The 24,353-nt window shown below is 58.7% G+C and carries 19 protein-coding genes and 1 pseudogene; 11 read left to right on the top strand and 9 right to left on the bottom strand.

The features are described from left to right. Positions 1-187: 187 nt before the first annotated feature. The 3 genes and pseudogenes from R1A29_RS10940 (at position 188) to R1A29_RS10930 (ending at position 2,848) form a co-directional block, all read left to right on the top strand. Positions 188-1,785: pseudogene (locus tag R1A29_RS10940) on the top strand (PAS domain-containing sensor histidine kinase). Beyond that, positions 1,785-2,156 (top strand): response regulator, encoded by a 372-nt coding sequence (locus R1A29_RS10935; protein ID WP_438301454.1) that lies wholly within the window; start codon positions 1,785-1,787, stop codon positions 2,154-2,156. The pseudogene R1A29_RS10940 and the gene R1A29_RS10935 overlap by 1 nt, the downstream one beginning before the upstream one ends. A gap of 77 nt (positions 2,157-2,233) precedes the next feature. Then, complete coding sequence (locus R1A29_RS10930) at positions 2,234-2,848, top strand: response regulator transcription factor (protein ID WP_248743609.1); 615 nt, start codon at positions 2,234-2,236, stop codon at positions 2,846-2,848. Here the strand turns inward: R1A29_RS10930 and R1A29_RS10925 are convergent. Both R1A29_RS10925 and R1A29_RS10920 read right to left on the bottom strand, forming a co-directional pair. Next, entirely contained in the window at positions 2,835-5,717 is a 2,883-nt protein-coding gene (locus tag R1A29_RS10925; protein ID WP_438301453.1) for an ATP-binding protein, read from the bottom strand. The two genes, R1A29_RS10930 and R1A29_RS10925, sit on opposite strands and share 14 nt — an antisense overlap. Before the next feature lie 189 nt (positions 5,718-5,906). After that, positions 5,907-6,701 carry an SDR family NAD(P)-dependent oxidoreductase gene (locus tag R1A29_RS10920; RefSeq protein ID WP_438301452.1) on the bottom strand — a complete coding sequence of 265 codons (795 nt, stop codon included), beginning with the start codon at positions 6,699-6,701 and terminating at the stop codon, positions 5,907-5,909. A gap of 106 nt (positions 6,702-6,807) precedes the next feature. On the opposite strand from R1A29_RS10920, the gene R1A29_RS10915 reads away from it, so the two are divergent. Continuing rightward, a complete protein-coding gene (locus tag R1A29_RS10915; protein ID WP_438301451.1) occupies positions 6,808-7,764 on the top strand; it encodes a GlxA family transcriptional regulator in 957 nt (318 codons plus the stop codon). Between the two features lie 132 nt (positions 7,765-7,896). Here R1A29_RS10915 and R1A29_RS10910 read toward each other — a convergent pair whose 3' ends face one another. Continuing rightward, positions 7,897-8,259, bottom strand: coding sequence for a DUF6124 family protein (locus tag R1A29_RS10910; RefSeq protein WP_102621811.1), 363 nt, complete (start codon positions 8,257-8,259; stop codon positions 7,897-7,899). A gap of 788 nt (positions 8,260-9,047) precedes the next feature. Between R1A29_RS10910 and R1A29_RS10905 the strand changes: the two genes are divergently transcribed. From R1A29_RS10905 to R1A29_RS10895, 3 genes are all read left to right on the top strand, one after another. Continuing rightward, positions 9,048-11,129 carry an ATP-dependent nuclease gene (locus R1A29_RS10905; RefSeq protein WP_438301450.1) on the top strand — a complete coding sequence of 694 codons (2,082 nt, stop codon included), beginning with the start codon at positions 9,048-9,050 and terminating at the stop codon, positions 11,127-11,129. Then, on the top strand, positions 11,126-12,859 hold the full coding sequence (locus R1A29_RS10900) for a UvrD-helicase domain-containing protein (protein WP_438301449.1): 1,734 nt from the start codon (positions 11,126-11,128) through the stop codon (positions 12,857-12,859). Before R1A29_RS10905 ends, R1A29_RS10900 begins: the two co-directional genes overlap by 4 nt. 276 nt (positions 12,860-13,135) lie before the next feature. After that, positions 13,136-13,831: a hypothetical protein gene (locus R1A29_RS10895; protein WP_438301448.1), complete on the top strand. Its 696-nt coding sequence runs from the start codon at positions 13,136-13,138 to the stop codon at positions 13,829-13,831. 755 nt (positions 13,832-14,586) lie between these two features. Here the strand turns inward: R1A29_RS10895 and R1A29_RS10890 are convergent. Then, positions 14,587-15,555, bottom strand: a complete 969-nt coding sequence (locus tag R1A29_RS10890) for an alpha/beta hydrolase (RefSeq protein WP_438301447.1) — start codon at positions 15,553-15,555, stop codon at positions 14,587-14,589. 10 nt (positions 15,556-15,565) lie between these two features. Beyond that, on the bottom strand, positions 15,566-16,009 hold the full coding sequence (gene tspO, locus R1A29_RS10885; protein ID WP_119426627.1) for a tryptophan-rich sensory protein TspO: 444 nt from the start codon (positions 16,007-16,009) through the stop codon (positions 15,566-15,568). 189 nt (positions 16,010-16,198) lie between these two features. Here tspO and R1A29_RS10880 point away from each other — a divergent pair, with 189 nt between their 5' ends. Then, positions 16,199-17,032 carry an oxidoreductase gene (locus R1A29_RS10880; RefSeq protein ID WP_438301446.1) on the top strand — a complete coding sequence of 278 codons (834 nt, stop codon included), beginning with the start codon at positions 16,199-16,201 and terminating at the stop codon, positions 17,030-17,032. Positions 17,033-17,053: 21 nt separating this feature from the next. Then, positions 17,054-17,992, top strand: a complete 939-nt coding sequence (locus R1A29_RS10875) for an AraC family transcriptional regulator N-terminal domain-containing protein (RefSeq protein WP_438301445.1) — start codon at positions 17,054-17,056, stop codon at positions 17,990-17,992. Here the strand turns inward: R1A29_RS10875 and R1A29_RS10870 are convergent. Genes R1A29_RS10870 through R1A29_RS10860 form a run of 3 tightly spaced genes read right to left on the bottom strand, consistent with a single transcriptional unit; the run spans position 17,989 to position 21,326 of the window. Continuing rightward, the gene (locus R1A29_RS10870) at positions 17,989-19,998 is read right to left on the bottom strand and encodes an FUSC family protein (RefSeq protein WP_438301444.1); all 2,010 of its coding nucleotides are present in this window, start codon (positions 19,996-19,998) and stop codon (positions 17,989-17,991) included. The two genes, R1A29_RS10875 and R1A29_RS10870, sit on opposite strands and share 4 nt — an antisense overlap. After that, positions 19,995-21,047: a multidrug transporter subunit MdtN gene (gene mdtN / locus R1A29_RS10865; protein WP_248739016.1), complete on the bottom strand. Its 1,053-nt coding sequence runs from the start codon at positions 21,045-21,047 to the stop codon at positions 19,995-19,997. The genes R1A29_RS10870 and mdtN overlap by 4 nt, the downstream gene beginning before the upstream one ends. Before the next feature lie 9 nt (positions 21,048-21,056). Continuing rightward, complete coding sequence (locus R1A29_RS10860) at positions 21,057-21,326, bottom strand: YtcA family lipoprotein (RefSeq protein WP_438301443.1); 270 nt, start codon at positions 21,324-21,326, stop codon at positions 21,057-21,059. Between the two features lie 247 nt (positions 21,327-21,573). On the opposite strand from R1A29_RS10860, the gene R1A29_RS10855 reads away from it, so the two are divergent. Next, the gene (locus R1A29_RS10855) at positions 21,574-22,830 is read left to right on the top strand and encodes a PucR family transcriptional regulator (RefSeq protein ID WP_438301442.1); all 1,257 of its coding nucleotides are present in this window, start codon (positions 21,574-21,576) and stop codon (positions 22,828-22,830) included. A gap of 4 nt (positions 22,831-22,834) precedes the next feature. On the opposite strand, the gene R1A29_RS10850 is transcribed toward R1A29_RS10855, so the two are convergent. Further along, positions 22,835-23,419: a TetR/AcrR family transcriptional regulator gene (locus tag R1A29_RS10850; RefSeq protein WP_438301441.1), complete on the bottom strand. Its 585-nt coding sequence runs from the start codon at positions 23,417-23,419 to the stop codon at positions 22,835-22,837. Between the two features lie 211 nt (positions 23,420-23,630). On the opposite strand from R1A29_RS10850, the gene R1A29_RS10845 reads away from it, so the two are divergent. Beyond that, positions 23,631-24,308 carry a type 1 glutamine amidotransferase domain-containing protein gene (locus tag R1A29_RS10845; RefSeq protein WP_085708558.1) on the top strand — a complete coding sequence of 226 codons (678 nt, stop codon included), beginning with the start codon at positions 23,631-23,633 and terminating at the stop codon, positions 24,306-24,308. The last annotated feature ends 45 nt before the right edge of the window (positions 24,309-24,353 follow it).

Genomic DNA, 24,353 nt, shown 5'->3' with positions numbered 1-24,353 from the left:
CGAACAGGCTCATTTGCATGCTTGTGTGGCTTGAGCGGCCGTAGATACAGTGGCTTACAAAAGCCCCGGGCGGTCTGTGATGCGCATCGCAATACGTGACGGCGGCCGATATTCGCGGCAAGCGACACCAAAGTATGATGGGCGAGTGCCATCAGAAGGCGCATCTTTGTTCAACGGTGACTGCACAATGAGAATCGACATGGCGAACGAGCGGGAGCGCGTCATCGAAGACGGTCCGGGCCACGTCAATGACGGGGCCCTGCCAATGTCCGAGGCCGACTCGATCATCGACAGCATTCCGGCCATGGTCGCCTTCATGACACCGTCCGGTGAGCTGGAGCAGGTCAACCGGCAAATCCTGGACTACATCGGCATCCCCCTCGATGAGCTGAAAAACTGGCAGGCCAGCGACACCTTGCACCCGGACGATCTGCCATCGGTCAGCGCAGCGTGGATGCATTCGGTCGGCACTGGCACACCCTACGATATCGAGCATCGCATTCGGCGCGCCGACGGTGTCTATCGCTGGTTTCACGTGCGCGGCCTGCCGGTCAGGAACAGCGAAGGCACCATCACTCGCTGGTGCGTGTTGCAGGTCGATATCGATGAGCGCCGACGGGACAAGGTCTTGATCGCCAAAGCCCTCGCGGAGGTCAGCAGCTCGGAGGAGCGCCTGCGCGGCATCATCGATGCCGTCCCCGGGTTCGTCTGGAGCGCGTCCCCCGAAGGCAGTGTCGGATTCGTCAACCGGCGGTGGTGCGATTACACCGGCATGTCGCTCGAAGAGGCGTGCGGCGATGGCTGGGTGGCATCGATCCATCCCGACGACGCTCCCGGACTGGGCGGTTACTGGCAGGCGCTTCTGCACTCGGGCGATGCCGGTGAGTACGAGGCTCGCCTGAAACGCTTCGACGGCATTTATCGCTGGTTTCTGATTCGCGCCGTGCCCCAGCGCGATGAGGCGGGCCGGATCGTGCGCTGGTATGGCGAAAACACCGACATCGAAGACCGCAAACAGGCGGAAGCCTTTCTGGCCAAGGCCCGTTCCGAACTGACACATCTGGCCAGAGTCGCCAGCCTGGGCGCAGTCACCGCGTCCATTGCCCATGAGGTGAATCAGCCGCTGGCCGGCATCATCACCAACGCCAGCACCTGCCTGCGCATGCTCGGAGCCGATCCGCCGAATGTCGACGGAGCCCTGGAAACCGCGCGCCGCACCATTCGCGACGGCAATCGGGCCGCCGATGTGATCAACCGCTTGCGAGCGTTGTTCTCGAAAAAAGCATCACGATTGAAAACGTCGATCTCAATGACGCCGCACGGGAAGTCATCGCCATGCTGCTGGGCGAGCTGCAACGCAATGGCGTGGTGCTTCATCCTCGATTCGCCGAGGCCCTACCGCCGGTCAGGGGCGACCGGGTCCAGCTTCAACAGGTGATCCTCAACCTGATCATGAACGCCGTCGAGGCCATGAGCAGCATCACCGGTCGCGCCAGAGAATTGATCGTCAGCACCGGCCAGGAGCAAGACCGGAGCGTTTATCTGGCGGTGAAAGACAGCGGCACCGGGGTCGATCCACAGGACATGGAGCGGATTTTCAATGCCTTCTACACCACCAAAAGCTCGGGCATGGGGGTCGGTCTGTCGATCAGTCGCTCCATCATCGAACACCACGACGGGCAACTCCGGGCCTCTGCTCACGACGGCCCGGGTGCGACGTTCGCCTTTTCAATCCCGTATGCCGACAACCGCGAGGCCTGTGATCGCGTCATGGAGAATCACTGATGGGTAAGTACTTGCTCGTATCGGTTGTCGATGATGACGAGTCGGTTCGTGAATCGCTGCCTGACCTGATCAGGGAGTTCGGATTCGCTGTCCAGGCGTTCGCCTCGGCGCAGGCGTTTCTGGCCTCGCCTTATCTCGGCCTGACCGATTGCCTGATTCTCGATGTGGCCATGCCGGGCATGTCCGGCCCGGATCTGCACAAGGAACTGCTGCGTCGCGGCTATCGTATCCCGGTGGTTTTCATCACCGCTCACGCCGACGCCAGCCAACAGACGAAGCTGTTGAACACCGGCGCGGTGGAGTGCCTGTTCAAGCCCTTCAGTGAAGCGCAACTGATCAAGGCCCTGAGCGCTGCCCTGCCCCTCGACTGAACGCGAAGCGGTAAAGAAAAGGAATCGACATGTTGAACTCGAATCACACAGTGTCCCCCGGCCACGGAGCATTGCCGATGAGTGATGTCACGCCTGTGGTGTTCGTTGTGGATGACGACATCTCCGTGCGCGAGTCGCTGGAGCTGATGATCCGATGCGCCGGCTGGCAGCCACGACTCTTCGAATCCGCGCAGGACTTTCTCGCCGAGCCCCGCGCGCGGGTACCCAGTTGTCTGGTACTGGATATCAACCTGCCTGACTTGAACGGTCTGGATCTGCAGACGTCACTGGCTGACGAGCGCTACAACATGCCGATCATCTTCATCACCGGGTACGGAGACATTCCGCGCACGGTGCGGGCCTTGAAAGCCGGTGCGGTGGAGTTTCTGACCAAACCGTTCAACGAAGATGAACTCTTGACTGCCATGGGCGATGCGCTCGAAGGCAGCCGTGCGGCTCTGGAGGGGGAAAAAGCCCTGCGTTCCGTGCTTGAGGCCTACAAGACCCTGACGCCCCGCGAACAGGAAATCATGGCCGCGGTGGTCAGCGGTCGTCTGAACAAACTGATCGCCGCAGACCTCGAAATCAGCGAGATCACGGTGAAGGCCCACCGGGGCAAGGTCATGCGCAAGATGAAAGCCCGCTCGCTAGCAGATCTGGTGAAAATGGCGGCGCTGATCACCCCCGCGTGACGCGAAGGCTTTGCCAGAGGTTTTCCAGCCGGCGCAGGTCAAGGGTGTCGAAGCCCTCGGAAACCTGCTCGCGACACGCGCCGAGCAACGCCTTGGCCTGCTCCGACCTTCCCTGTTCCAGCCAGAGCCTGGCCAGATCCATCGAAGTCCTCAGCTCCCATGCCCAGGCCCCCTGATCGCGGCTCAGCGCGATGGACGCCTCAAGCAGGGTGGTGATGGCCTGGACATTTTCGCCATCGATTTCCTTGAGAATTCCGGCCTTGATCCGCAGCAGTTCCGGCAGCGCGAAGGCGTCGCCGCTCTGACGACAGTGATCGATGGTGCCGTCGACCAGCACCAGCGCCTTCGAGTATTGCCCACCCAGAATCAGGCCCTCGGCCAGCGCGATTTCAAACGATGTCGTGAGCAGTTCGTAGCGCATGCCACGCAGCCGCGCCAGGCTTTCCTCCAGCAGCGACACCGCATCGCCAGGCTGTTCGGCGCGGATCGCAATCGCCGCCCGCAAGCCTTGGGCAGCGGCAATATAAGGGCCCAAAGCATTGGTCTCGGCCACGGCACTGAACCGTTCAAGGCTGGCGGCCGCCTTCTCCAGATCGCCGGTCCAGATGTAGATGCACAGAATCCAGACCATGGCGATGCAGTAGGTCACCGGATGCTGCAGCGCCGACGCTTCGGCTTCTATCAGTTCGGCCCAGTGCCGGGCCTGATCGGGAAAGCCCTGCAGCCACAGCGAACGCGCCAGTGCCAGCCCGGTGCGATTGCGGTGATCGAAGCCGTAATAGATGGTGTGGCTGGGATGGGACGGCAAACTGTTGCGCAGCGAGCGTTCCAGCTCCTGCCGCGCCAGACGCTGATCGCCCAGCAGATGATGGGAGATGCCGGTCAGCGATGAAGCGATTGCGATGGCCGCCGGCTGATTCAGCAGGTTGCCGACCACGGCCGCCTGCTCCGCCCACGCCAGCGACGAAGGGAAATCACCAATGCGTTCGTAGAAAATCTGCAAGCGGCCAAGCAGCCTCAGCTGCGAGCCGTGGTCAGCCAGCGCAACGGCGATGTCCAGCGCCCGGAGCAAGGCCTTCTCGGCCGCTTCGCTGTTGCCCTGAGTGAACATCAGCACCAGCCCGAGCGCCGCCTGCAGTTCCATTTCGGTCGACGTGCCGTAGTACCCCAGTTCAAGCAGTTCCACGGCCCGGGCACACCAGGTCCGGCACTCGACCAGCAAGGAAAAATGCAAAAACAAGGGTGCACTCGCCGCTGCCAGGGGCAACGCCAGGCCCGGATCGCCATGGGGCCCGAAGCTCCACTCCAGCGCACTGCGCACGTTGCCCAACTGGCTGGCAAGGCGCGCAAAGTTGCGGAAAAACTCATCGGGCGAGGTGCCAGGATGCCCCAGCAGATCCATGTAATACGCCGCATGCCTGAAGGCCAGCGAGTTCATTTCGGCGTCACCCCGGGCCGCCAGTTTTTCCCGGGCGTAGGCGCGTGTCATCTCGAGCAGCCGATAGGAGTCCGTCGAATCACTGTGATCGACCGTGACCAGCCCCTTGCACACCAGATCATCGAGGATCGCCGCCACCGCAGGGCCTTCGGACTGGGACTCGGCAACCACCTGGGACGCCGCCTCTTGAGAGAACGGCCCGACAAACACCGACAACCGCTCCAGCGCCAGACGCTCCGGTACCGATAACAGGTCGTAACTCCAGTCGAGCATGGAACGCAGCGTCTGATGCCGCGGGACCGCCGTCCGGCGCCCCGACCAGCCCAGTGAAAACCGCTCGCCGAGCAAGGCATGCGTGGCCTTCAGGCCGTGGCTGGCGACCCGCATCGCCGCCAGTTCGATCGGCAGGGCCATACCCTCCAGGCGCTGGCAAATGTCCGCGATCATTTGCCCGCCACCCGCCTCCAGCAGCAACGCCGCGTTGCTAGACGAAGCGCGTTCGACAAACAGTTTGATCGCTGCGAATGCCAGCAGCTCCTGAGTCGACAGGTGCCGGGACTCGCGAGGAAACTCCAGCGGATTGAGCCAATGCACGTATTCGCCACGCACCCGCAACGGCTCGCGACTGGTTGCCAGAATGCCCACATCGGGCGCGCTGTCGCTGATCTGTTCCAGAAGAGTCGAAACGGCGTCGATCAGGTGTTCGCAATTGTCGATGACCAGCATCAGCCGCTGTTCGCGCAAATGCGCCAGCAACACGAACATCGGATCTTCGGCCTGCACGGCGATTTCCAGCGACCTGGCCAGTGCTGAAGGCACCAGCGTGCTGTCTTCCACCTGGGCCAGGTCGACGAAGCAGACGCGTTCGTAACCCTGGGCCGCGATGCGATGCGCCACCTCGATGGCGAGGCTGGTCTTGCCGACACCGCCGGGACCGACGAGGGTGAACAACCTGGGCTGCTGCAGGTGATCGACGACCAATTGCAGGTCGGTTTCGCGACCGATCAGCTTCGCCCGCGGCGGCAGACTGCAGGCGGCCCGGAGATGCCCGGTCTCCGTGGGCGTCGGCTGAACCCCGGACAGTTGCCTTTCCAGCGGCGCCACGAAGGCATAACCCACACCCACCTGGGTCGCGATATAACGCGCGTGCTCCTCGCCATCCCCGAGAATCCGCCGCAGGCCCGTCATGTGAAAGCGCAGACTGCCTTCGGCGACCACGCTGTCGGGCCACACCTTTTCGATCAGATCGTACTTGGACAGCACCCGCCCCGGCTGCTCGAGCAAGGCAATCAGCAGATCCAGCGCCCGACCGCCGATTTCCACGGCAACCCCGTTTCTGGTCAGCAGCCGTTTACCTGGAACGACGCAAAACGGCCCGAACACGAACCGGGTCATGAGTGATTCATGCAAAGCGTCTGGAATAGACTCCACGAGGGGCGATCTCACTGGGAAACGAAGGGGGCGTCGCCGGTTGCAAGCCACAGGCGCAGGCCCTTTGCATCATAGGAGTTTTGCACGGTCGTTCAAGCCTGACGCGTGCGGAGTGAGAACTTCAGCCGGTAATTTCGGCCCCTATGTTCGTAGCCCCCTTCGTTCGCAAATCAATGCCTGCGTCGAACGTCAGTCGCGATAGCGTGCAGCCGGCTCACTGCGCGACAGATCAGGCATCAGCTTCTGGCGCGCCGCCTCGTAGGCATTCCAGTCGGCGATTTCGGGAAGTGCCGGAATGGTGACGAATTCGCCTTGGTCGAGGCCGGATAGCGCAGCGTCCACCATGTCGTCCGCCCGCATCACAATGGCCTCTGGCAGATGCTCCAGCGGTGTGCCGGCCACGCTCCAGAATTCGGTGGCCGTCGCGCCGGGCAGCACCACCTGAACCCGGACATTTTTGTCCGCCAGTTCGTGACGCAAGGATTGGCTGAACGCCAGAACGAAGGCCTTGGAGCCGCCGTAAACGCCGTTCAACACCTCCGGGGCAATGGCCACGATCGAGGCGATGTTGATCAGCGTGCCGCCGCCACGGGCGGCGAAGCCCGGGACCGCCGCGTACGTCAGACGCATCAGCACGTTCACGTTGAGCGTGAGCAAGTCGTCGAGCTTGTCGACGTCCGACTCCAGCAAAGGATGAGTCGCGCCAACTCCGGCATTGTTCACCAGCAGAGAAATATTGGCGTCTGATCTGAGGCGATCTTCGACCCGTGCCAGATCGGCCCTGTCGGACAGGTCGGCAGCCAGGACTTCAACGTGACGGCCGGTTTCTTCACTCAGGCGCTTGGCCAAGACATTCAGGCGATCGCGATTTCGCGCGACCAGGATCAGGTCATGGCCACGGCGGGCCAGGCGTTCAGCGTAAATGGCACCGATGCCGGACGAAGCGCCGGTAATCAGGGCGGTACCGAGGCGGGATTGAGTCATGTCGAGTCTCCAGGGTTGTGGGAAGTACTGGAGAACAGGATGCGACGGCTTGGCCATATCTCAAATGACGTATATGGTATGGATTCAGGACATCCGAGAAATCATCATGCATCGTATCGGCTACTTGCTCACCGACGGTTTTCAGGTGCTCTCCCTGGCGACCCAAGCCGTTTTCGAGTTCGCCAATCAGATCGCCGAAGCGCCCTTCTACAGCGTCGAGAATTTCTCGCCGGACGGCGGCATGGTGCGCTCCTCGCTGGGGCTGGCCATGGAAACCCGCCCGCTTGAGGCGCCCGGACTGGCCGACACCTGGATCGTTGTCGGGGTCAACGATCCGGAAAAAACCGACACAGCCTCCGCTGTGCTCGACTTCGTGCGCCAGGCCGGCAATCAGGCACGGCGCACCGTCGGCATCTGCACCGGCGGCTTCATCCTCGCCGAAGCCGGCCTGCTGACCGGACGCCGCGCCACAACCCACTGGGCCTACGCGCAGGCCTTGCAGAAGCGCCACCCCGAAATCAGCGTCGACGTCGACCGCATCTATATCGTCGACGGCCCCTTCTGGACTTCCGCGGGCATGACCGCCGGCCTCGACCTCGCCGTCGGCATGGTGGAAAAGGATCTGGGCGCCGAGGTCGCCCGCTCGGTGGCGCACAAACTGGTGATGCACCAGCACCGCTCCGGCGGCCAGTCGCAGCATTCGGAAATGCTCGACCTCGCACCCAAATCCGACCGCATCCAAAGCGCGCTGAACTATGCACGCCAGCATTTGAGCCGACCGCTCAGCGTCGAAGAACTCGCCGACGTGGCGCACCTGAGCCCCCGCCAGTTCACCCGCATATTCAGCGCAGAAACCGGCCAATCCCCCGCCAAAGCCATCGAAGGCCTGCGCCTGGAGGCCGCTCGATTGATGATCGAACAGAGCCGACACTCCCTCGATGTGGTCGCCAGCGAATCCGGTTTTCGTGATCGGCGCCATATGCGTGAAGCGTTTATTCGAGGATTCGGCGTGCCTCCGCAGGCGGTCCGGCGGGATGCGCGGCAAGTGGTGGGGAAAGTGTAGATATCGCGGACTGACTAGGCGTCCCCTTTGTCCGAACGTTGAAAGGTGCAGAAAAAATGGCCGAGGTCGTCAGTTACACCTGACAACTTCGGCCATTTTCTTTCCGGCTATTGAGCGACAGCCATCAGCCGATCACGTCTTCACCTCGACATGATCCAACGCCTGATTCACCGCCAGCCCCGCGACCATTACCACTTGCGCGATGCCCAACGCCGTTTTGCGGTGGCCGGGCTCCAGGATCGCGGCGAAGTTGCTGAGCATTTCGCTGGCGGAATCGAGGGATTCGCTGGCATTGGCCAGGAGGGATTCGCTGTTGTAGGCCGGGTTGGCCAGGAACATGGGATCGTGCTTGGTGTGACTGCCCATGATGCGTTGTTGTGGGGTGAGGTAATGATCGAGAGCGCGTTCGGCGGCTTCGTTGAGGGTTCGGGAATCGGGGAATTGGTAGGGGGAAACCGGGTCGGTTTCGGGTGGGTTGGGTGTTGGTTTGATCATAGATGTAACTCCAGGGTGAGAAAGTGGAGCCATCAACCTCGCTACCAAACGAGGGTGGTGGCCATACGGAGGTTGGTAGACCGGTCACCTGGATACCCGGCGCGTCCAAAGACGCCCTACGCATGGCCACCATAAAACAGAGGACGAAAGAGTCCCTGCAAACTGGTGTTGCGATGCGACAGGTAAACCGGGCTACCAAACCCGATCACTGTTTTTCAGTGACCCGGAAACGATAAAACCCGCGCCCTAGACGCACAAGCCGGCGGATTCTGGCGTAGTCGTAGGCAATGACGCAAGGTTGTGTAGCCTTGAGGAAGTAACGGTAGGTATCTTTTAAACAGGTTTTTTGGGGTGGTTAAACGGGTGGATCAAGAGTGGTCTCACTCTTTGTTTTTGAGCGGCCGCTTTCGGCCAAGAGCGGACGTTCTGAAGCGACCGCTGTGGCCTAGAGCTGCCCTTAATCACAGGCAACGTTCGGCCAAAAGCGCCCCATCAGTGCTCGTCAAAGGACAACTGACCTGCTGCAAAGACGTCAGCTACATGCCACGTTTCTAATTCGATTTGCGCCCCTTCGCCGACCTCACGCTAACATGGATGATTAACAGCAACGCGAACCGCGTAGGCTTGTGGAAAAAAATGAGACAGTAAGGGCTGGCTCGGCTTGAAGTGGTATTTGACGGTAAGGTTTTGTAGCAAGGCGCCACACATACCGTTCACCAAGTAAGAACAAAAAAATACATTTCCGGCGAATAAGAAGCCGCTTAGGACAGCCAATCGGGGGAGCTAGAATGCGAGTCGAGAAGGTTAGAGTCGAGGGATTTCGACTGCTTCAGGATGTTGAGATCATGCTGGAAGAAAATTCCACAGTGATCGTGGGACGCAACAACAGTGGAAAGACATCGTTTACCGACATTTTTGATCGCTTCACTGGCGAGACCGGGGCGAGGTTTCGCCTTGAAGACTTCTCGCCCGCACAGCGCGAGAGATTCTTCGCTGCAAAGATGCTTAGAGAACAAGCGACAAAGCCGGAGGACGTACTCGCGGCACTCCCGACGCTTGCTCTTACGCTCACCTTCCGCTACGACAGCACCGCCCCGAATTTAGGACCTCTTTCGCCTTTCGTCATTGACTTGGATCTAGACTCCACCACTGCCATTGTGCACCTCGAATACCGAGCGACATTGGCAACCCTCCACACCCTGCTCGATCCCCCTCCCGCACCAGACGGTGTCGGACCAAGAACACACTTCTTCCGCTCGTTGCGCGACACGGTGCCCAAGGCATACAGCATCCACGTGTGCGCCATCGACCCCACCGACGATACCAATCGCCGTGATTTTGAGGGCACGGCCGCACTAACGGCTTTGCTGCAGTGTAATTTCGTTCGGGCACAAAGAACTCTCGACCATGCGAAGCATGGCGATGCCGATGTCATTGGGAAATTGCTCAGCACATTATTCAAAACTGCCTCCGCACCAACTGCTGCGGCTGCAGATCAGGAGCTGGCGGCGAAGCTGAAGGCATCCGTCGAAGAAATCGAGCGCAATGTTCAAGGCGACTTCGACGAGATGCTGAAAAAGCTTTTGCCAGCGATGGAGGCACTGGGCTTTCCGAGCCTCAACGATACCGAGCTTCGACCCGAGACTTCATTGAACGTTGAGGCCTTGCTGTCGGACCACACAAAAGTGGTCTACACAGGCACAGACGGGGTACATCTCCCTGAGGGCTATAATGGCCTCGGCACTCGCAACCTGATCTACATGCTGTTGCAGCTCGAGAGTTACCACAAGGCCTACCGAGCCAAGACAACCCGTCCAGCAACTCACCTAATATTCATCGAAGAACCTGAGGCTCACTTGCATCCGCAGATGCAAGAAGTTTTCATCAACCAGCTCAATGCAGCCATTGGAAAACTGTCGACGAGCTACCCTGAAGAGGCTGCGTGGAACGTTCAGTTCGTCATCACGACGCATTCTCCGCATGTGGCAAATACCGCATCGTTTGAAGCAGTGCGGTATTTCCTAAATGAGTCGCCAACCCCGGAAAATGCTCGTCAGACCAAGGTCAAAGACTTCAAGAAGGGCTTGAGCAGCATTTCTCCCGACGACCAAGACTTCCTGCACCAATACATGACGTTAACCAAGTGTGACCTGTACTTTGCGGACAAGGCCATCATGGTTGAGGGAACAACGGAGAGGCTACTGATGCCCCGTCTGTGCGAATTGGTTGATAAGTCGCTCGAGGACAAGCACAAGCTGGCCAGACAGTATGTGACCTGCGTCGAGGTCGGCGGAGCATACGCGCACATCTTTTATCCACTCCTCGACTTCCTCGAACTCAAGACCTTGGTCGTCACCGACCTAGATTCAACCAAGCCGGTGGAAAAGCAGAACAAGCATGGGAAAAAGATTACGACTTGGGACAAGTGCCCCGTGGCTGAGGGAGAGCAGACATCGAATGCAGCAATCAAGGATTGGTTTCGTCCCAACGACGCCGCGGATAAGGATGGCTGGCAGATCACTCCTGCAGAGCTTGTTGCCAAGACTGCCGAAGAGAAGCAAATCGGTTACCGTCGCATTGCCTATCAAATTGCAGAGAAGCCAGGCACTAACATTTGTGCCCGCAGCTATGAAGATGCACTCGTCCTAGCAAACCCCGATCGATTTAAATGGCCTAAGGAACAGGACGAGGCATCTGAGGCATGGGAGATCGCCAAGGGGCTCGCGAAAGCGGATACGGCTCTGCGGTTTGCCATTCGCGAAAAGGAATGGACGGTACCCCGCTACATCCAGGAAGGTCTAGGATGGCTTTCCGCCCCGCCTCCCTCCGCGCAGAACGTGGAAGCACCAGTTAAGGAGGAGGCGGTATGAAGGAGCCTACTGAGAATCCCGCACTCGTTGCTGCACAAGAGGCCCAAAGAAAGATCAATGAGGCCCTTGATGCTGGTTATAGCTTTCGCCTTGAAGCCGGCGCCGGCGCAGGCAAGACGTATTCCCTGGTCGCCGCGCTTAAGCGATTGATTACAGAGCGAGGCCCAGCCTTGGTTCAAGCAGGACAAAAGGTAGCTTGCATCACCTACACCGAGGTTGCCCGTAACGAAATTGCCCGGGAGATTGAGGATCACCCCGCCATATTGGTCAATACCATCCACGGATTTTCCTGGGCGTTCCTACACCAGTTTCAAAAAGCGCTGCGCGACCTCGTGGGTGAAATGGACGATCGAAAAGAAAAGGTCGAACAAGGCGGAGGAATCGGATCAAAGTCTGTGGATTACAACTTAGGATACTTTAGCGTCGATACCGACAGAATCACGCTGAGCCACGACGACATTCCGGAGATGATGGCAAATCTCCTGCAGAAGGAAAAGTTTCGACGTCTCTTGAGCCAACAGTTTCCAGTGATCTTCATCGACGAGTATCAAGATACCCATCCCCAGTTTATGGAGGCAATTACCGAGCACTTCTTGAGGCCCGCCACAGGTCCGCTCATTGGTCTATTTGGAGACCACTGGCAGACTATTTATCGCAGTGAATACGAGCTCGCAGAGTACCCGATAGAAGAAATTCCCAAAGGCTCCAACTTTCGATCGGTGCCTGCAGTTGTCGATGTGCTGAACAAACTGCGCCCTGAACTGAAGCAAGCCGTTCATGAACCCGAGGCGAAGGGCGAGGCTCGGTTCTTTCACACCAACGCCTATAAAGGTCAACGGACCAATGACAGGCACTCCAAAGAGGATCTTCCACCCGACCTAGCGCGACGCACTCGAGAAGACTTGATGCAGCGACTGCAAGCCGAAGGCTGGGATCTGAGCAAGACGAAGGTACTGATGCTCACCCACAACGTCCTGGCCGCTGAACAGGGTTATCCCAACATTGCTGAGGTGTTCAGCGGTCGTACCGAACAATTCGTAAAAAAGGAAGACCCGGCGATCAAGTTCTTTGTAGAGGTAGTCGAACCCATGTGTGCGGCCTATGGCGCATCTCGCTTCGGCGATATGTTCAGGGTGTTCGGCTCCGGTCCTACGATCACCAAGCATGAAGACAAAACCCGTTGGCGTCGCGACATGGATACCCTCCAGATGTTGCGTGCAAATGGCACGATTGGACAGGTCATTGATCACTTAAAAGCAACGAAACGCCCATCGCCACCGGATCGTCTGCGCCGGCGCGACGAAGAACTCAGAGCCCTAAATGGCGACCCCATACCTGACGATGCTTCCGCACTTCAGCGGTACAGCAAGCTGCGGGAAATACCTTACAGAGAGGTTATCGAGGTGGTCAAATTCATTGAGAAACAGACCTCCTTTGCCACACAGCATAGCGTCAAGGGCGCCGAGTTTGAGAACGTTTTGGTAGTGCTGGGAGGGGGCTGGAATCATTACAACTGGCCTCAACTACTAGAGCTTGTTAAGACAAAAGCGCTGAATAGCAAGAACTCGAAGGGCTTTTATCGTGCCCGCAACCTCTTCTATGTTTCTATATCCCGACCCATGACTCGGCTCGCAGTGCTTGCCACGCAAACCATGCCGGGAACCGCCCTCGAAGCGATAAACAACCTGTTTGGAAGCGACAATGTCGAAGAGCTTGCTATCGCAATGTGAAAAAACATAAACCAGGCGAACCGGGTGATTAAAACCGGGGAGCCCCCCAGCTACATACGTCCACTTGTGGCCGGCAGGAGCCTTTCGTGACAGGCGCCTACCGGCCAAAAGCAGCCGGTTGATCCTAAAAATAAATGCGTCCTCTTTTCTAATTTTGATTAGCACTAGGGCCTCACCGCGATGGACTACTTTGAGTTAGGTAAAATTGATATGCTTGACAACGGAAAGCATATCAATATTTAGCATCGAGCGTATGGCATCAAGGAGTCTCTAATCATGGAAAAAATTAATCTTGAAGCGATTGATCCAAAAGTCGAACCAATTGATGAGAAGCTACACCGCATTGGAAGAGTTGCCATAGGAGCAGTACCCGTTATTGGAAGTCCGTTGTTGGAGATTTTTAATTCTTTACTTGAGGCCCCTTTAAATAAGCGCCGCACAGAAACAATGCTTGCGATTGGAGCAGCTTTAAACGACCTCATAGATCAAGGAGTTGTGACGGAAGCAGGACTAAAGGAAAATGAAGCATTCATAAGTACGATTGCAGAAGTTTGCAATATCTCACTAAGGAACCATCAGACAGAAAAGCTTGAAGCATTACGAAATGCCGTAATAAACTCTGCGCTACCTACATGCCCAAGTGATGATTACCGACAGATTTTCCTTAATTTTGTAGACGTGTGCACAGTTTCACACACTAGGCTCCTAAAGCTTTTCGAGGATCCTGAGCGGTGGTTTACAGAGAATAATCGTGTTAAACCATACCAAACCTCAGTATCTCTATCTCAAATTATTGCAAGCGCTATGCCCGAACTAATTGCAAATCATGAAATCCTTGACAGCATATGGAGTGACCTTTACCAAAAGGGGTTGGTTGAGGTAAAGCAGCTTGAAATGATTCTAAGTGCGGATAGTTGCCTATCAAAACAGAACACAAAATTCGGAAGCAAGCTCGTGGCTTTTTTGAGTTGACTGCTTAGAGAGTGAGATTATCTTGTGAAGCAAATTTTTTATGCTGGCAATGATCGTCAACCGTGCGCAGCAGAATATGCAGTAGTCGTTGATAGTTCTGGCTCGATTCAACGAGCCCACATTGTGGTAGTGCAGTCGTCACAAAAAGGTATATGGACCAGCTTATACAATACCGACGAAGGAAGAAATAACGTACTGAATAGAATTTTGGTGCAGGATCTTTTAGGAGTTAGAGTAGAGTTTTTGACATTTAATATCATTTTAGATCTGTCCACTAGAATGGAAGGTTTTCGCCTTCCGATTAGGCTAAATTGGGATGACTATCTGCGCAAGGGTAACCCTTACAGAGCTAAGTTTTCTCTTACATCTGACTTTAAACGTTTCTTTCTTCAATTATTTCGCAGAGAAAGTAGAGAGGTCTCAATCTGGAGCGGTCATGTAGTCGGCGGTTGCGCAGAGTTCTACACCGATCTAATGGATCCAGATAGGTACTCACTCGACATTCACGAGGCTAGTAAACTTTTAGAACAAGCCGGATACAGTCGTCCTAAACGTCGCTGCTAACTCAAAACCAGTGGGTTTACAGATATGGAGTGGAGCGGCCACGTGTCGGGGCGCAATGCGAATTAGAAAAAATGGAACAGCCGCAATCGGCTCCGTCGACTGATATTGGCCGTAATCGGTAACTCCCGAGCGTCCGCTTTTGGCCGAAAGCGGACATTCGTGGAGGCTGAAATCGGCCTTCCATAAAACACTCACCCCTCACCAACCCGCCCAGCAACCCACTCCCGACTATACCCAACCACCCTCCCCGCCAACCCCAACGGAAAATGAATCACCCCATGCGCCGTTTCCGGCAACAGATGCACCTCCACGTCCGCCGCCCGACTCCAACGCTCAGCCAACCCAAGCGTGTCATCCCTGAGCGGATCCAGCTCCGCAGCAAACATCAACGCCGGCGGAAACCCGGTGAAGTCGCCGTACAACGGAGACAACGGCGCCCACCGCCGTTCTTCATCGCTCAATCCCGGCGTGAGCATTTGCAGCGCTTCAACCATGCCCGGTCCATCCAGCAGCAAGGTCTCAGGCCCGGCGTTGCGTACGCTGGGGGTTCCGGTCAGGTCGTAGACGCCGTAGTACAGCAGCGCCCCGCGCACCCGTTTGAGCAAGTCCGGCCATTGTTTGAGTTGCAGCAGGGTTGCGACGGCGAGGTGGCCGCCGGCGGATTCGCCCACGACGATGACGGGGAGGTTCGCAAATTCATGGCAGTCATCGCTCAGCAGCCAGCGGGCCGCCGTGAGGCAGTCCTGCATGACGCCTTCGATCGGCGTCGAGACCACCAGCCGATAATCGACTGAGACCACGGCCACGTCGCAGGCTTTCACCATGCCGATGTTGAGGTGATCGTTCATCTGTGCGTTGCCGATGACCCAGCCACCGCCATGAAAATCCAGCACCACGCCTTTGGCTTTTGTCTTTGGCCGGATGATCCGCACTGGCACTGAAGCGCCGTCAACGCCAACGACTTTGCGTTCGGCCTCGAGCCCGTGCTTGAGCAACTTTCTCGCGCCGCCCAATTGGCTGAGGCGCAGCAGCAACTGAATCACTCGCGGCGTGATGCGATTGCGGATGCGAAAGCGCGGCAGCCGGGCAAGTTTCTTGTTGAAGGTGCGTAATTGCGCCAGCTCGTTTTCGTCGGCGGGCCAGTCCATTGATGTCTTCATTTCGTCCTATTTATTCGCGGTTGTTGCGCAGAATGGAGAAGTTCAACGCCGCCGCGACACACAGCCATGCCAGGTAAGGGAACAGGATCAATCCGGTAATCACGTCCAGGCGCAAGGCCAACACCACCATCGCCGCGACCACCAGCCACAGCAGCGTGATGATCAGCATGCCGGCGAAGAGTCGATGCGCGCCGAAGAATACCGGTGTCCACAAGGTGTTCAATGCAATTTGCGCTGCCCACAAAGCGAGTACCGTTTCGCTGCCGGGTGTCAGAGTCAGGCGATAGCCGACCCACGCGAGCAACAGGTAGATCGTTGTCCAGGCAACGGGAAACACCCAGTTGGGCGGTGTGAAGCGCGGTTTGACCAGCGATTGGTACCATGGGCCAGGCTGGAAAATCATACCGGTGCTCGCTGCCGCACCGCAGGCCAACAGGAAAATTAGAAAAGTCATCGTCTGTCCTTGGCTGATATCAGCGCGTTGGGTCTGTTCCTGCTTGGATGCCCGGAGCCATGCAAAAAGTTCATCGGGCGTTATCTCGCATCGCTGATAGGAATAGGCAATGCTCAAAGACAAACCGACATAGGTGGGCGTTTCTTCGATGGATACCATGAGCTGAAACCCCAATCACCGGAGCCCGTCATGACCACCACCAAGACCCTTTTCATCACCGGCGTCAGCAGCGGCTTCGGCCATGCGCTGGCCAGGGAAGCGCTCGCGGCCGGCCATCGCGTCATTGGCACCGTGCGCAAAGAGGCCGACTTGCACGCCTTTCAAGCGCTGTCCATGGATAACGCTTACGGGGTGATGCTGGATGTCACGGACTTCGACCGGATCGACGGCGTCATTGCCGAAGTTGAGGCGACTCATGGCCCGGTCGATGTGTTGATCAACAACGCCGGTTACGGTCACGAAGGCATCTTCGAAGAGTCGCCGCTGGAAGAGATGCGCCGCCAGTTCGACGTGAACGTGTTCGGTGCGGTTGCCGTGATCAAGGCGTTTCTGCCCTTCTTTCGCCAGCGCCGTGCCGGCCACATCATCAATATCACTTCGATGGGCGGCACGATCACGATGCCGGGCATCGCGTACTACTGCGGCAGCAAATTTGCGCTCGAAGGCATCTCCGATACGCTGAGCAAGGAACTGGCGCCCTTCAATATCTTTGTGACTGCCGTCGCGCCGGGTTCATTTCGAACCGACTGGGCCGGTCGCTCGATGCAGCGCACGCCGCGCAGCATTGCCGACTACGACGCCAGTTTCGATCCGGTACGCAAGGCGCGCGAAGACAAGAGCGGCAAGCAGCTCGGCGATCCGCAAAAAGCAGCTCAAGCGATGTTGCAGATCATCGCCAGCCTGACACCACCGGCGCACGTGCTCCTGGGCAGTGACGCGTTGCGCCTGGTGCGTGAAAAGCTCGAACACGCTGCCGGCGAGATCGATCAGTGGGAAGCGTTGACTCGCTCCACCGACCATTGAATGGCCAACCGAGAGAACGCAATGAAGCAGGCCGACGCAGGCACCTCGCGCATGGTGCAGCTTATGGAGACCCTCGCACCGGTCGAGGGTTACAACCTAAGTGCGCTTGAAGGCGTGCGTTTCCTGCGCTCGAACCGGCCGCTGACCCGCACGCCGGTGCTGTACGACCCGGGCATCGTGATTCTCTGTCAGGGGCAGAAACGCGGTTATCTGGGCGACGACGTCTACGTCTACGACGCCCAGCATTATCTGGTGGTGTCCGTGCCCATCCCCTTCACCATGGAAACCGATGCCACCGAGGCCGAGCCGATGCTCGCGATCTACATGCACCTCGACTTCCAGTTGGCCAGCGAGTTGATGCAGCAAGTGGATGACCTGCACGGCCCGAGCGATGCGCAACCCAAGGGGATGTACGCTTCGCCGATGGACGACAAACTCCGCACTTCGACGTTGCGTTTTCTCGAAGCGATGAGCATTCCGGGGGACGCGCAGATTCTGGGGCCATCGCTGCTGCGGGAAATTTACTACCGCATTCTGACGGGCGAACAAGGCGGATCGATGCGTGCCGCGCTCCATCGACAGGGGCATTTCGGCAAGGTGACCCGGGCGATCCGCAAGATCCACAGTTGCTATCAGGAGCGCCTCGACGTCGAGCAACTCGCCCACGAAGCCAGTATGAGCGTGCCGAATTTTCACCTGCACTTTCGCGGCGTGACGGACACCTCACCCATGCAGTATCTGAAGTCGACACGCTTGCATCAGGCGCGGCTGTTGATGCTGCGCAACGCCATGACCGCTTCGGCAGCGGCGTTCAACGTGGGTTATGAAAGCGCCTCGCAATTCAGTCGCGAGTTCAAACGCTTTTTTGGCAGGACACCGCAGGCGGAGATCGAGTGGATGAAGGCGACGTACGCGTTGCCTGCGCCGACTACGCCCTCGGAGTATGTTTCGTCGCATTAACGGGCGGGCAGGTTTTCCACGCTCGCCAGCAACTGAAGAAAACGCGCTTTTAGTACATCATCCGCCAGCCTTGCGCTGGCGTATTCCCGCAAGCGCTCCAGCTCCCCGCTCGCGACCGCAAAGCCCTGCTGACCTTTCAGTTGTTGCGCGTAGTCACCAAGCACGGCGGACGTTGCGTTGCACAGTTCAAGGGATGCCAGCCAGGCCTCGCCTTGGGACTGACCGTGAGTCAGCTCCACTTGTAATGCATCGATTGCCATGGCGATGGTTCTGAGTCGCACCAGCAATTCCTGCATGCGGAAGACCAACACTTCCTGATGACTCTCGGCGACTTGCCACCCTGGCTCCAGCGCCACTCGGGCCACCATCGCCTGGCAATCGGCCAACTCGCTCCACACCCGCAAATCACGGGGCGAATCGTCGGCTGCTCGTCTGGTTTTGAGCGAATCCGCGAGCCGGCCAACCAGCGTCGCCAATCGCTGGCGCAGCGTTTCACCTTCCGCCTCGGGCCATAGAAAGGTGTGAATCAACAGGGAAATCCCGACACCGAGCAGCACACCGATGATGCGATCACGAATCTCGGTGAGATTGGTGCTGGGCTCGAACTGCTCCAGTAACGCCAACGCAAAGGTGAATACGATCTGCACACCGGCGTAGCTGATGCGCTCGGAGCCGGCGGCGATCCAGGAACCGAGCGCGATCACGGGTAATGACATGAACAACAGGCCGACGATTCCGTCGATGTGCGGAACCACCAGAATCACCATCGCCAATGCCAAAGCGCTGCCCACCAGCGCACCACCTACGCGCAACGTTGCACGCATCCCCGTGGCGCCGAGGCTGGGCTGAGCGACGATCAGGCAGGTCAGCATGATGGTGTGGATGCCTTGCCAGTCCGTGCCCATGTAGAACAGGTAGCAAAGCGATGCCGCCAGCAGCGTCTTGACGGCAAACTGCGTGTACACCGGGTTTTCAAAGGCATCCGGCACCCACATCGGCGGCCCCTTCGCCTTGGTTTCCGGGGCGCTGTCAGCTACCTGCACATTGAGAAAAGACAACAACTCCAGGCGCATTTCCTCGTACACGCCGGGCAGGCCGGTCGTATCGATCTGATCCAGAGCGGACAATCCTTCAGGCACCTGGCCCGTCTCCAGAGAGGCCTCCAGATCAAGCACGGCCTGACGCAACAACTCGATGGCCCGGGCATTGGCTGTTGGCGGTGGCAGTTGAGCCGCCAGCGTCAACAGCCGGGAAATACTGCTGATGCGTGCCAGATGCGCGGCCTGCTGACTGCGAAAGTCAGCGTCGCGCATGCAAGCGAACCGCAACAGTTGTTGCGAGGCCAACACGCTACGCTGAATTGTGGCGGCACCCAGCGCCGCCCCGCTCTGCTCGCCGCTCAGACACCGGGCAACCGTGAGCAACTGGGAGCGCAAATGATTCTGCAATTGCCGGACAGGCTCCGCCGGCAACAGCAACGTATTGACCAACAGCGTCAGGCCGATGGCGTAACTGACCGCCACCCACACCCAGAGCACCAGACGCAAAACGGCCTCGGCCTGATCGGTCAGGTCGACGAAGGTCTGGGCATAGATCACCACAATGCCGACCACGAAAAACACCACGCCGATCCGCGTGACCCGAATCAGATACGCACTGCAGAAAAACAGCACGCTCGCGCCGAGAATTCTCAGGAGCGGGTATCCGTAGGTGAATTTCAGAAGCAGGATGGTCAAGCCGATGGCCAGCGTTGCGCCGACCAGGAACAGCATCCCGACCATGCGGGTCAGCACCACGTTGGTCTGCGTCACGTAGAAGACCACGATCAGCGAAAGCGCCAGCAACGGCACCTGCAAAGTCATCGAAATGATGATCACCAGCGCACTGCCCAGCAGCGTGCGCAACAGCAGGTTCATACGACCGGGATAGGGCTGAAGTTCATCGACCAGAAACCGGTACAGGCGCTCCAGGCCGCCCCGGTTCCAGTCTTCCGCCGAGTGTTTCATTGGCCGGTCTTGGCCGGTTCGTCAGGGCGCAGCACCGCGACGGCCGAGGCACCGATGCGGAACAGTTCCGGGTCGGGATCCTGCACAGAAATCTTCACCGGAAAACGTTGCGAAACCCGGACCCAGTTAATAGTGCGCTGGACACGCGGCAGGCCTTCGATGACAGTTCCGCCGTCATCCGGCAACACACCGAAACTGAGCGAATCGACCCGCCCCTGAAAGCGCTTGCCGGTGTCGCCCAACAGATAAAGCGTGGCGGACGTGCCGGCCTTGATGCCTTTCAGATCGGTCTCGCGAAAGTTCGCCACCACGTACCAGTGGCGCGTATCGATCAGTGTGAAGATCGGTTTGTAGGCCGAGGCGAACTGGCCGACGGTGGTGCGCAAGGAGGCGATTCGCCCGTCGAAAGGCGCGCGCACTTCGGTGAATTCCAGACTCAGTTCGGCCAGAGAAATCTGCGCCTCGACCTCGGCCCGCTGCGCCACCAGCGCATCCACGCCACTGACCGCAGCCCCGGCCCGTTGCGCCTGCAATCGGGAGGCGTTGAGTTCGGCAGCCGTCGAACGCTGGGCCGTTCGCGCCTGATCCACCGCTTCCACGGACACGTAGCCCTTGGCGAGCAACTTCTCCAGCCGCTGCAGGGTGTCGTTGGACTGCGTGGCCTGCGCCCTCGCCCGCTCGACCGATGCCACGGCCGATGCGGCCTCGTATTGCTGGGCGTTCACGCTGCGTTGGGTCAAGCCGATCTGATGATTGAGGGTCACCAGCCGCGCCTTGGCCTGATCCAGTGCGTCCTGATACGGACGCGCGTCAATGCGGATCAACAGATCGCCCTGCTTGACCAACTGGTTGTCGCGCACCGGCATTTCGACGATCCGGCCGTTCACTTCCGGAACGACATCGATGGTGTCGGCGTACACGTAGGCATCATCGGTACTCGGCCGGGTTTCGGTTTGCCAGAGCACATAACCCAGCAGCAGAAACGCCGCCAGAACGATCAGCAGCGCCGGCACACGGCTTGAATGCGGTTTTGCGGTGGGGTTATTCATGGCGGGCATTCATCCGTGGAAGACGACGAGCCACAACAGCATCGCCAGGAGTCCGGTCAGCGCCGGGTAAGTCAGTGCCAGAGGAGAAATGCGTTCACGCAGCGAATATTTGCCCAGGATCACGTGGATCGCCGTGGTGACCAGAACGCCGCCGACAATGCAGAACAGCCAGTCGGGAAAAGCCGCACCGAACAGTACAAGCGAGGGGGAAGTGGAGCATCCACTGAGCAGGAGAACGACAGGTATCAGTGCCAGCCTGACGGGATCGAATGAAGGCATGTCTACCTCCGCGAGTGACGACTGACGCAAACTGGAACCTCTGGGCAAGGAATTGACCTGCGCACCTTACCGATCCGGTCACCGTCCCGATATTGAAAAAAACATAACTTCGTTGTGACAGTAAACAACCGCAAAACCGGGCTGAAAGCGCTGTTGAACTGGCTTGGTGAACGTAAGAGTATAGAGCGCGCACAGACACTCGCCGGCGAGTGAAACCGACACTTCCAGGCGCAAAAAGGTGAACGCGATGACGCCCATTCCCACCCTCAGCGCTCGACTTGCAACGATCACCCGCGAGTTTGCGAACACCCCTTCCCTGCTCACCGCGAAGATCAACAGCCAGCTCAACGGGATGGCAGGCTACAAGGACCTCACGCCCGAAGCCCGCAGGGATCTGGAAAACTCCCTGAGCTACACCGCGCGCCTGTGGTGCGAAACGCTGCTGACCGGCGAGGGCTTGTCGCAGGACACTCGCCGAACGCTGAAGGAGATCGGTTGCCGGCGCGTCCATCAGGGCGTGCCCCTGCAATCACTGATGCGCGGGTTCAGTCTGGGAGTGCGTGAAATCTGGAGCGGCTATCTGGAACTTGCCAGAGACGACGATGCGTTGAGCAAAGAGTTGTTGTTGCAGATTTCCGGCTACATGTTCGACTTCTTCGACGACATTGCCGAAGAAGTGGTCCAGGCCTATCTGGAAGAACAGATTCAGAAAGTCCGCTGGCGGGAACATCTGCACCAGCGGCTTTATCACTTCCTGCTGCACTCGCCGCAGGATACCGAGGGCTTCGAAGACACCCTGTCGGCGCTCGGCCTGGACGCCAGCACGCCCCGGGTGGCACTTGCACTGGAACTGCCCTTGCGCCCGGTCCAGCCGTTGCAGCGCGAGGACGAATTCGACCGTATGACCCTGCAGGTTGCCCGGCACCTGAAGATTCCCGTCAAGGAACTGATCCGCGTCTGGTATCGGGACAGACTGGTGATCTGGCTGCCGGGCATCAAAGGCGAAACCCTCACGCAATGCGACCAGCGCATGAGCGACAGCGCCGCGTCACTGCCGGCGTTGCTGCCGTCGTTGCGTGGCATTGGCATCGGTCTGCTGAATCAGGGGATCGCCGGCTGGATCGGCACGGCGGAAGAAGCGATCAAGGCCATCGACCTGTTCCCTTTCGACGGCGCTGAAGCACGTGTCAGACGCTACTCCAGCGTGCTGATCGAAGACAGCGTGCGCAGCCACGACAACACTCTCAGATACCTGATGTCGCTCATCGAGCAACTCAGCCATGAACCCGACCTGCTGCTGACACTGGAAGCGTTTTTCTCGAGTGGCCGTCACCGCGCCCAGACCGCCAAGACCCTCGGCATTCACCCCAACACCCTCAATTACCGGACAGGACGCATCGAAAATCTGTTGGGCGCGGATCTGAATGACATCAACTGGGTGAGCCGGCTCGACACGGCCCTGAAACTTCGCCGGCATTCGATCAGCAAGGGACAGGAGCGCTAAAAGTTCAGGCGCTCAAGAGTCGCTTGGTGGTCGCCATCGCCGTGTCCAGCGACTGCCCGGTCCGTTGCAACTTGTTCAACAGACTCGCCCCCAGCCACAGCTGATAGAGGGTTTCCGCCAGTTGCCGGGCATCGCCGTCGGGCAGGCATTGATCGGCCTGGCCCTGTTCGATGCAAATGGTGATGCGAGCCACCACGCGCTCGGCGCCATCGCGCAAGGTCAGGCGCATGGCTTCGGACAGATCGGCCACCTCGGCACTGAGCTTCACCACCAGACACTCGTCGCCGTGCCCTTCCAGCGTGCAGCGATCCTGCCAGCCCTGCCAGTAGTCCATCAGTCGCTCGCGGGCATTCAGGTCGGGCAGCGTCAAGCGTCGTTCCATGTCGGCCAGGTAGCAGACAAAGTAATCCTCAAGCAGCGCCTGGCCGTACAGCTCCTTGGATTTGAAGTAGTGATAGAACGAGCCTTTGGGCACGCCGGCGGTTTGCAGGATCTCGTTCAGGCCGACACTGGTGAAGCCCTTTTCGGCCATCATCCGGTGGCCGGTGTCGAGTAGGTGTTGGCGGGTGTCGTCGTAGGTCGGTTTCATCGGGGCGCAGATTACCAGGCAATAGACCAGTCGTTTAACTCGAAGGAACGGGAGTTTGCCACACCGGTCCATGAAAAACATGCGGATAAAAAATTACTAGACGACTGGTCTAATTGGAATCTATGCTGCGCCCCGACAAACCTTTTCCCCGGTGTCGATCGTGTGCGAATCCCTCGCACAGCCACGACACCCGACCCAACCAAGGTGCTCTATGAAAATCTTGATGGTTCTGACTTCCCACGATCAGCTCGGCAACACCGGCAAAAAAACCGGTTTCTGGCTCGAAGAATTCGCCGCGCCCTACTACGCCTTCAAGGACGCCGGCGCCGATATCACGCTGGTCTCGCCCGCCGGCGGCCAGCCACCGCTTGATCCGAAAAGCGACGAACCTGACGCCCAGACCGCCGAAACCGACCGCTTCCGCAAGGATTCGGCGGCGCAGCAGGCGCTGGCAAACACCGGGCGCCTGGCCGATGTCAGTGCCGAGGATTTCGATGCCGTGTTTTATCCAGGTGGCCACGGCCCGCTCTGGGATCTGGCCGAGGACAAGCATTCCATCGCCCTGATCGAGGCCTTCGCCCGCAGCAACAAGCCTCATGGTTTCGTCTGCCACGCCCCCGGTGTGCTGCGGCATGTACTCGGCGCTGACGGCAAAGCCTTGGTCAAGGATCGTGACGTCACCGGCTTCACCAACTCTGAAGAAGCGGCGGTCGGTCTGACGGATGTGGTGCCGTTCCTGGTCGAAGACGAGTTCCAGCGCCTCGGCGCCCGTTACTCCAAAGTCGCCGATTGGCAGGTGCACGTGGTGACTGACGGGAAACTGGTCACCGGCCAGAACCCGGCCAGCTCCGCCGCTGTCGCCGAGAAACTGTTGAAGCTGCTCGGCTGACTTTTCAGCCGTCATCCACCCGGACGCCGTGCGCGCGTTGCACGG

It is taken from the genome of Pseudomonas sp. NMS19W, assembly GCF_051554255.1.
Classification (GTDB): domain Bacteria; phylum Pseudomonadota; class Gammaproteobacteria; order Pseudomonadales; family Pseudomonadaceae; genus Aquipseudomonas; species Aquipseudomonas kribbensis.
Note: the sequence above shows the minus strand (reverse complement) of the source record. Positions and strands in the feature narration are given on the sequence as shown.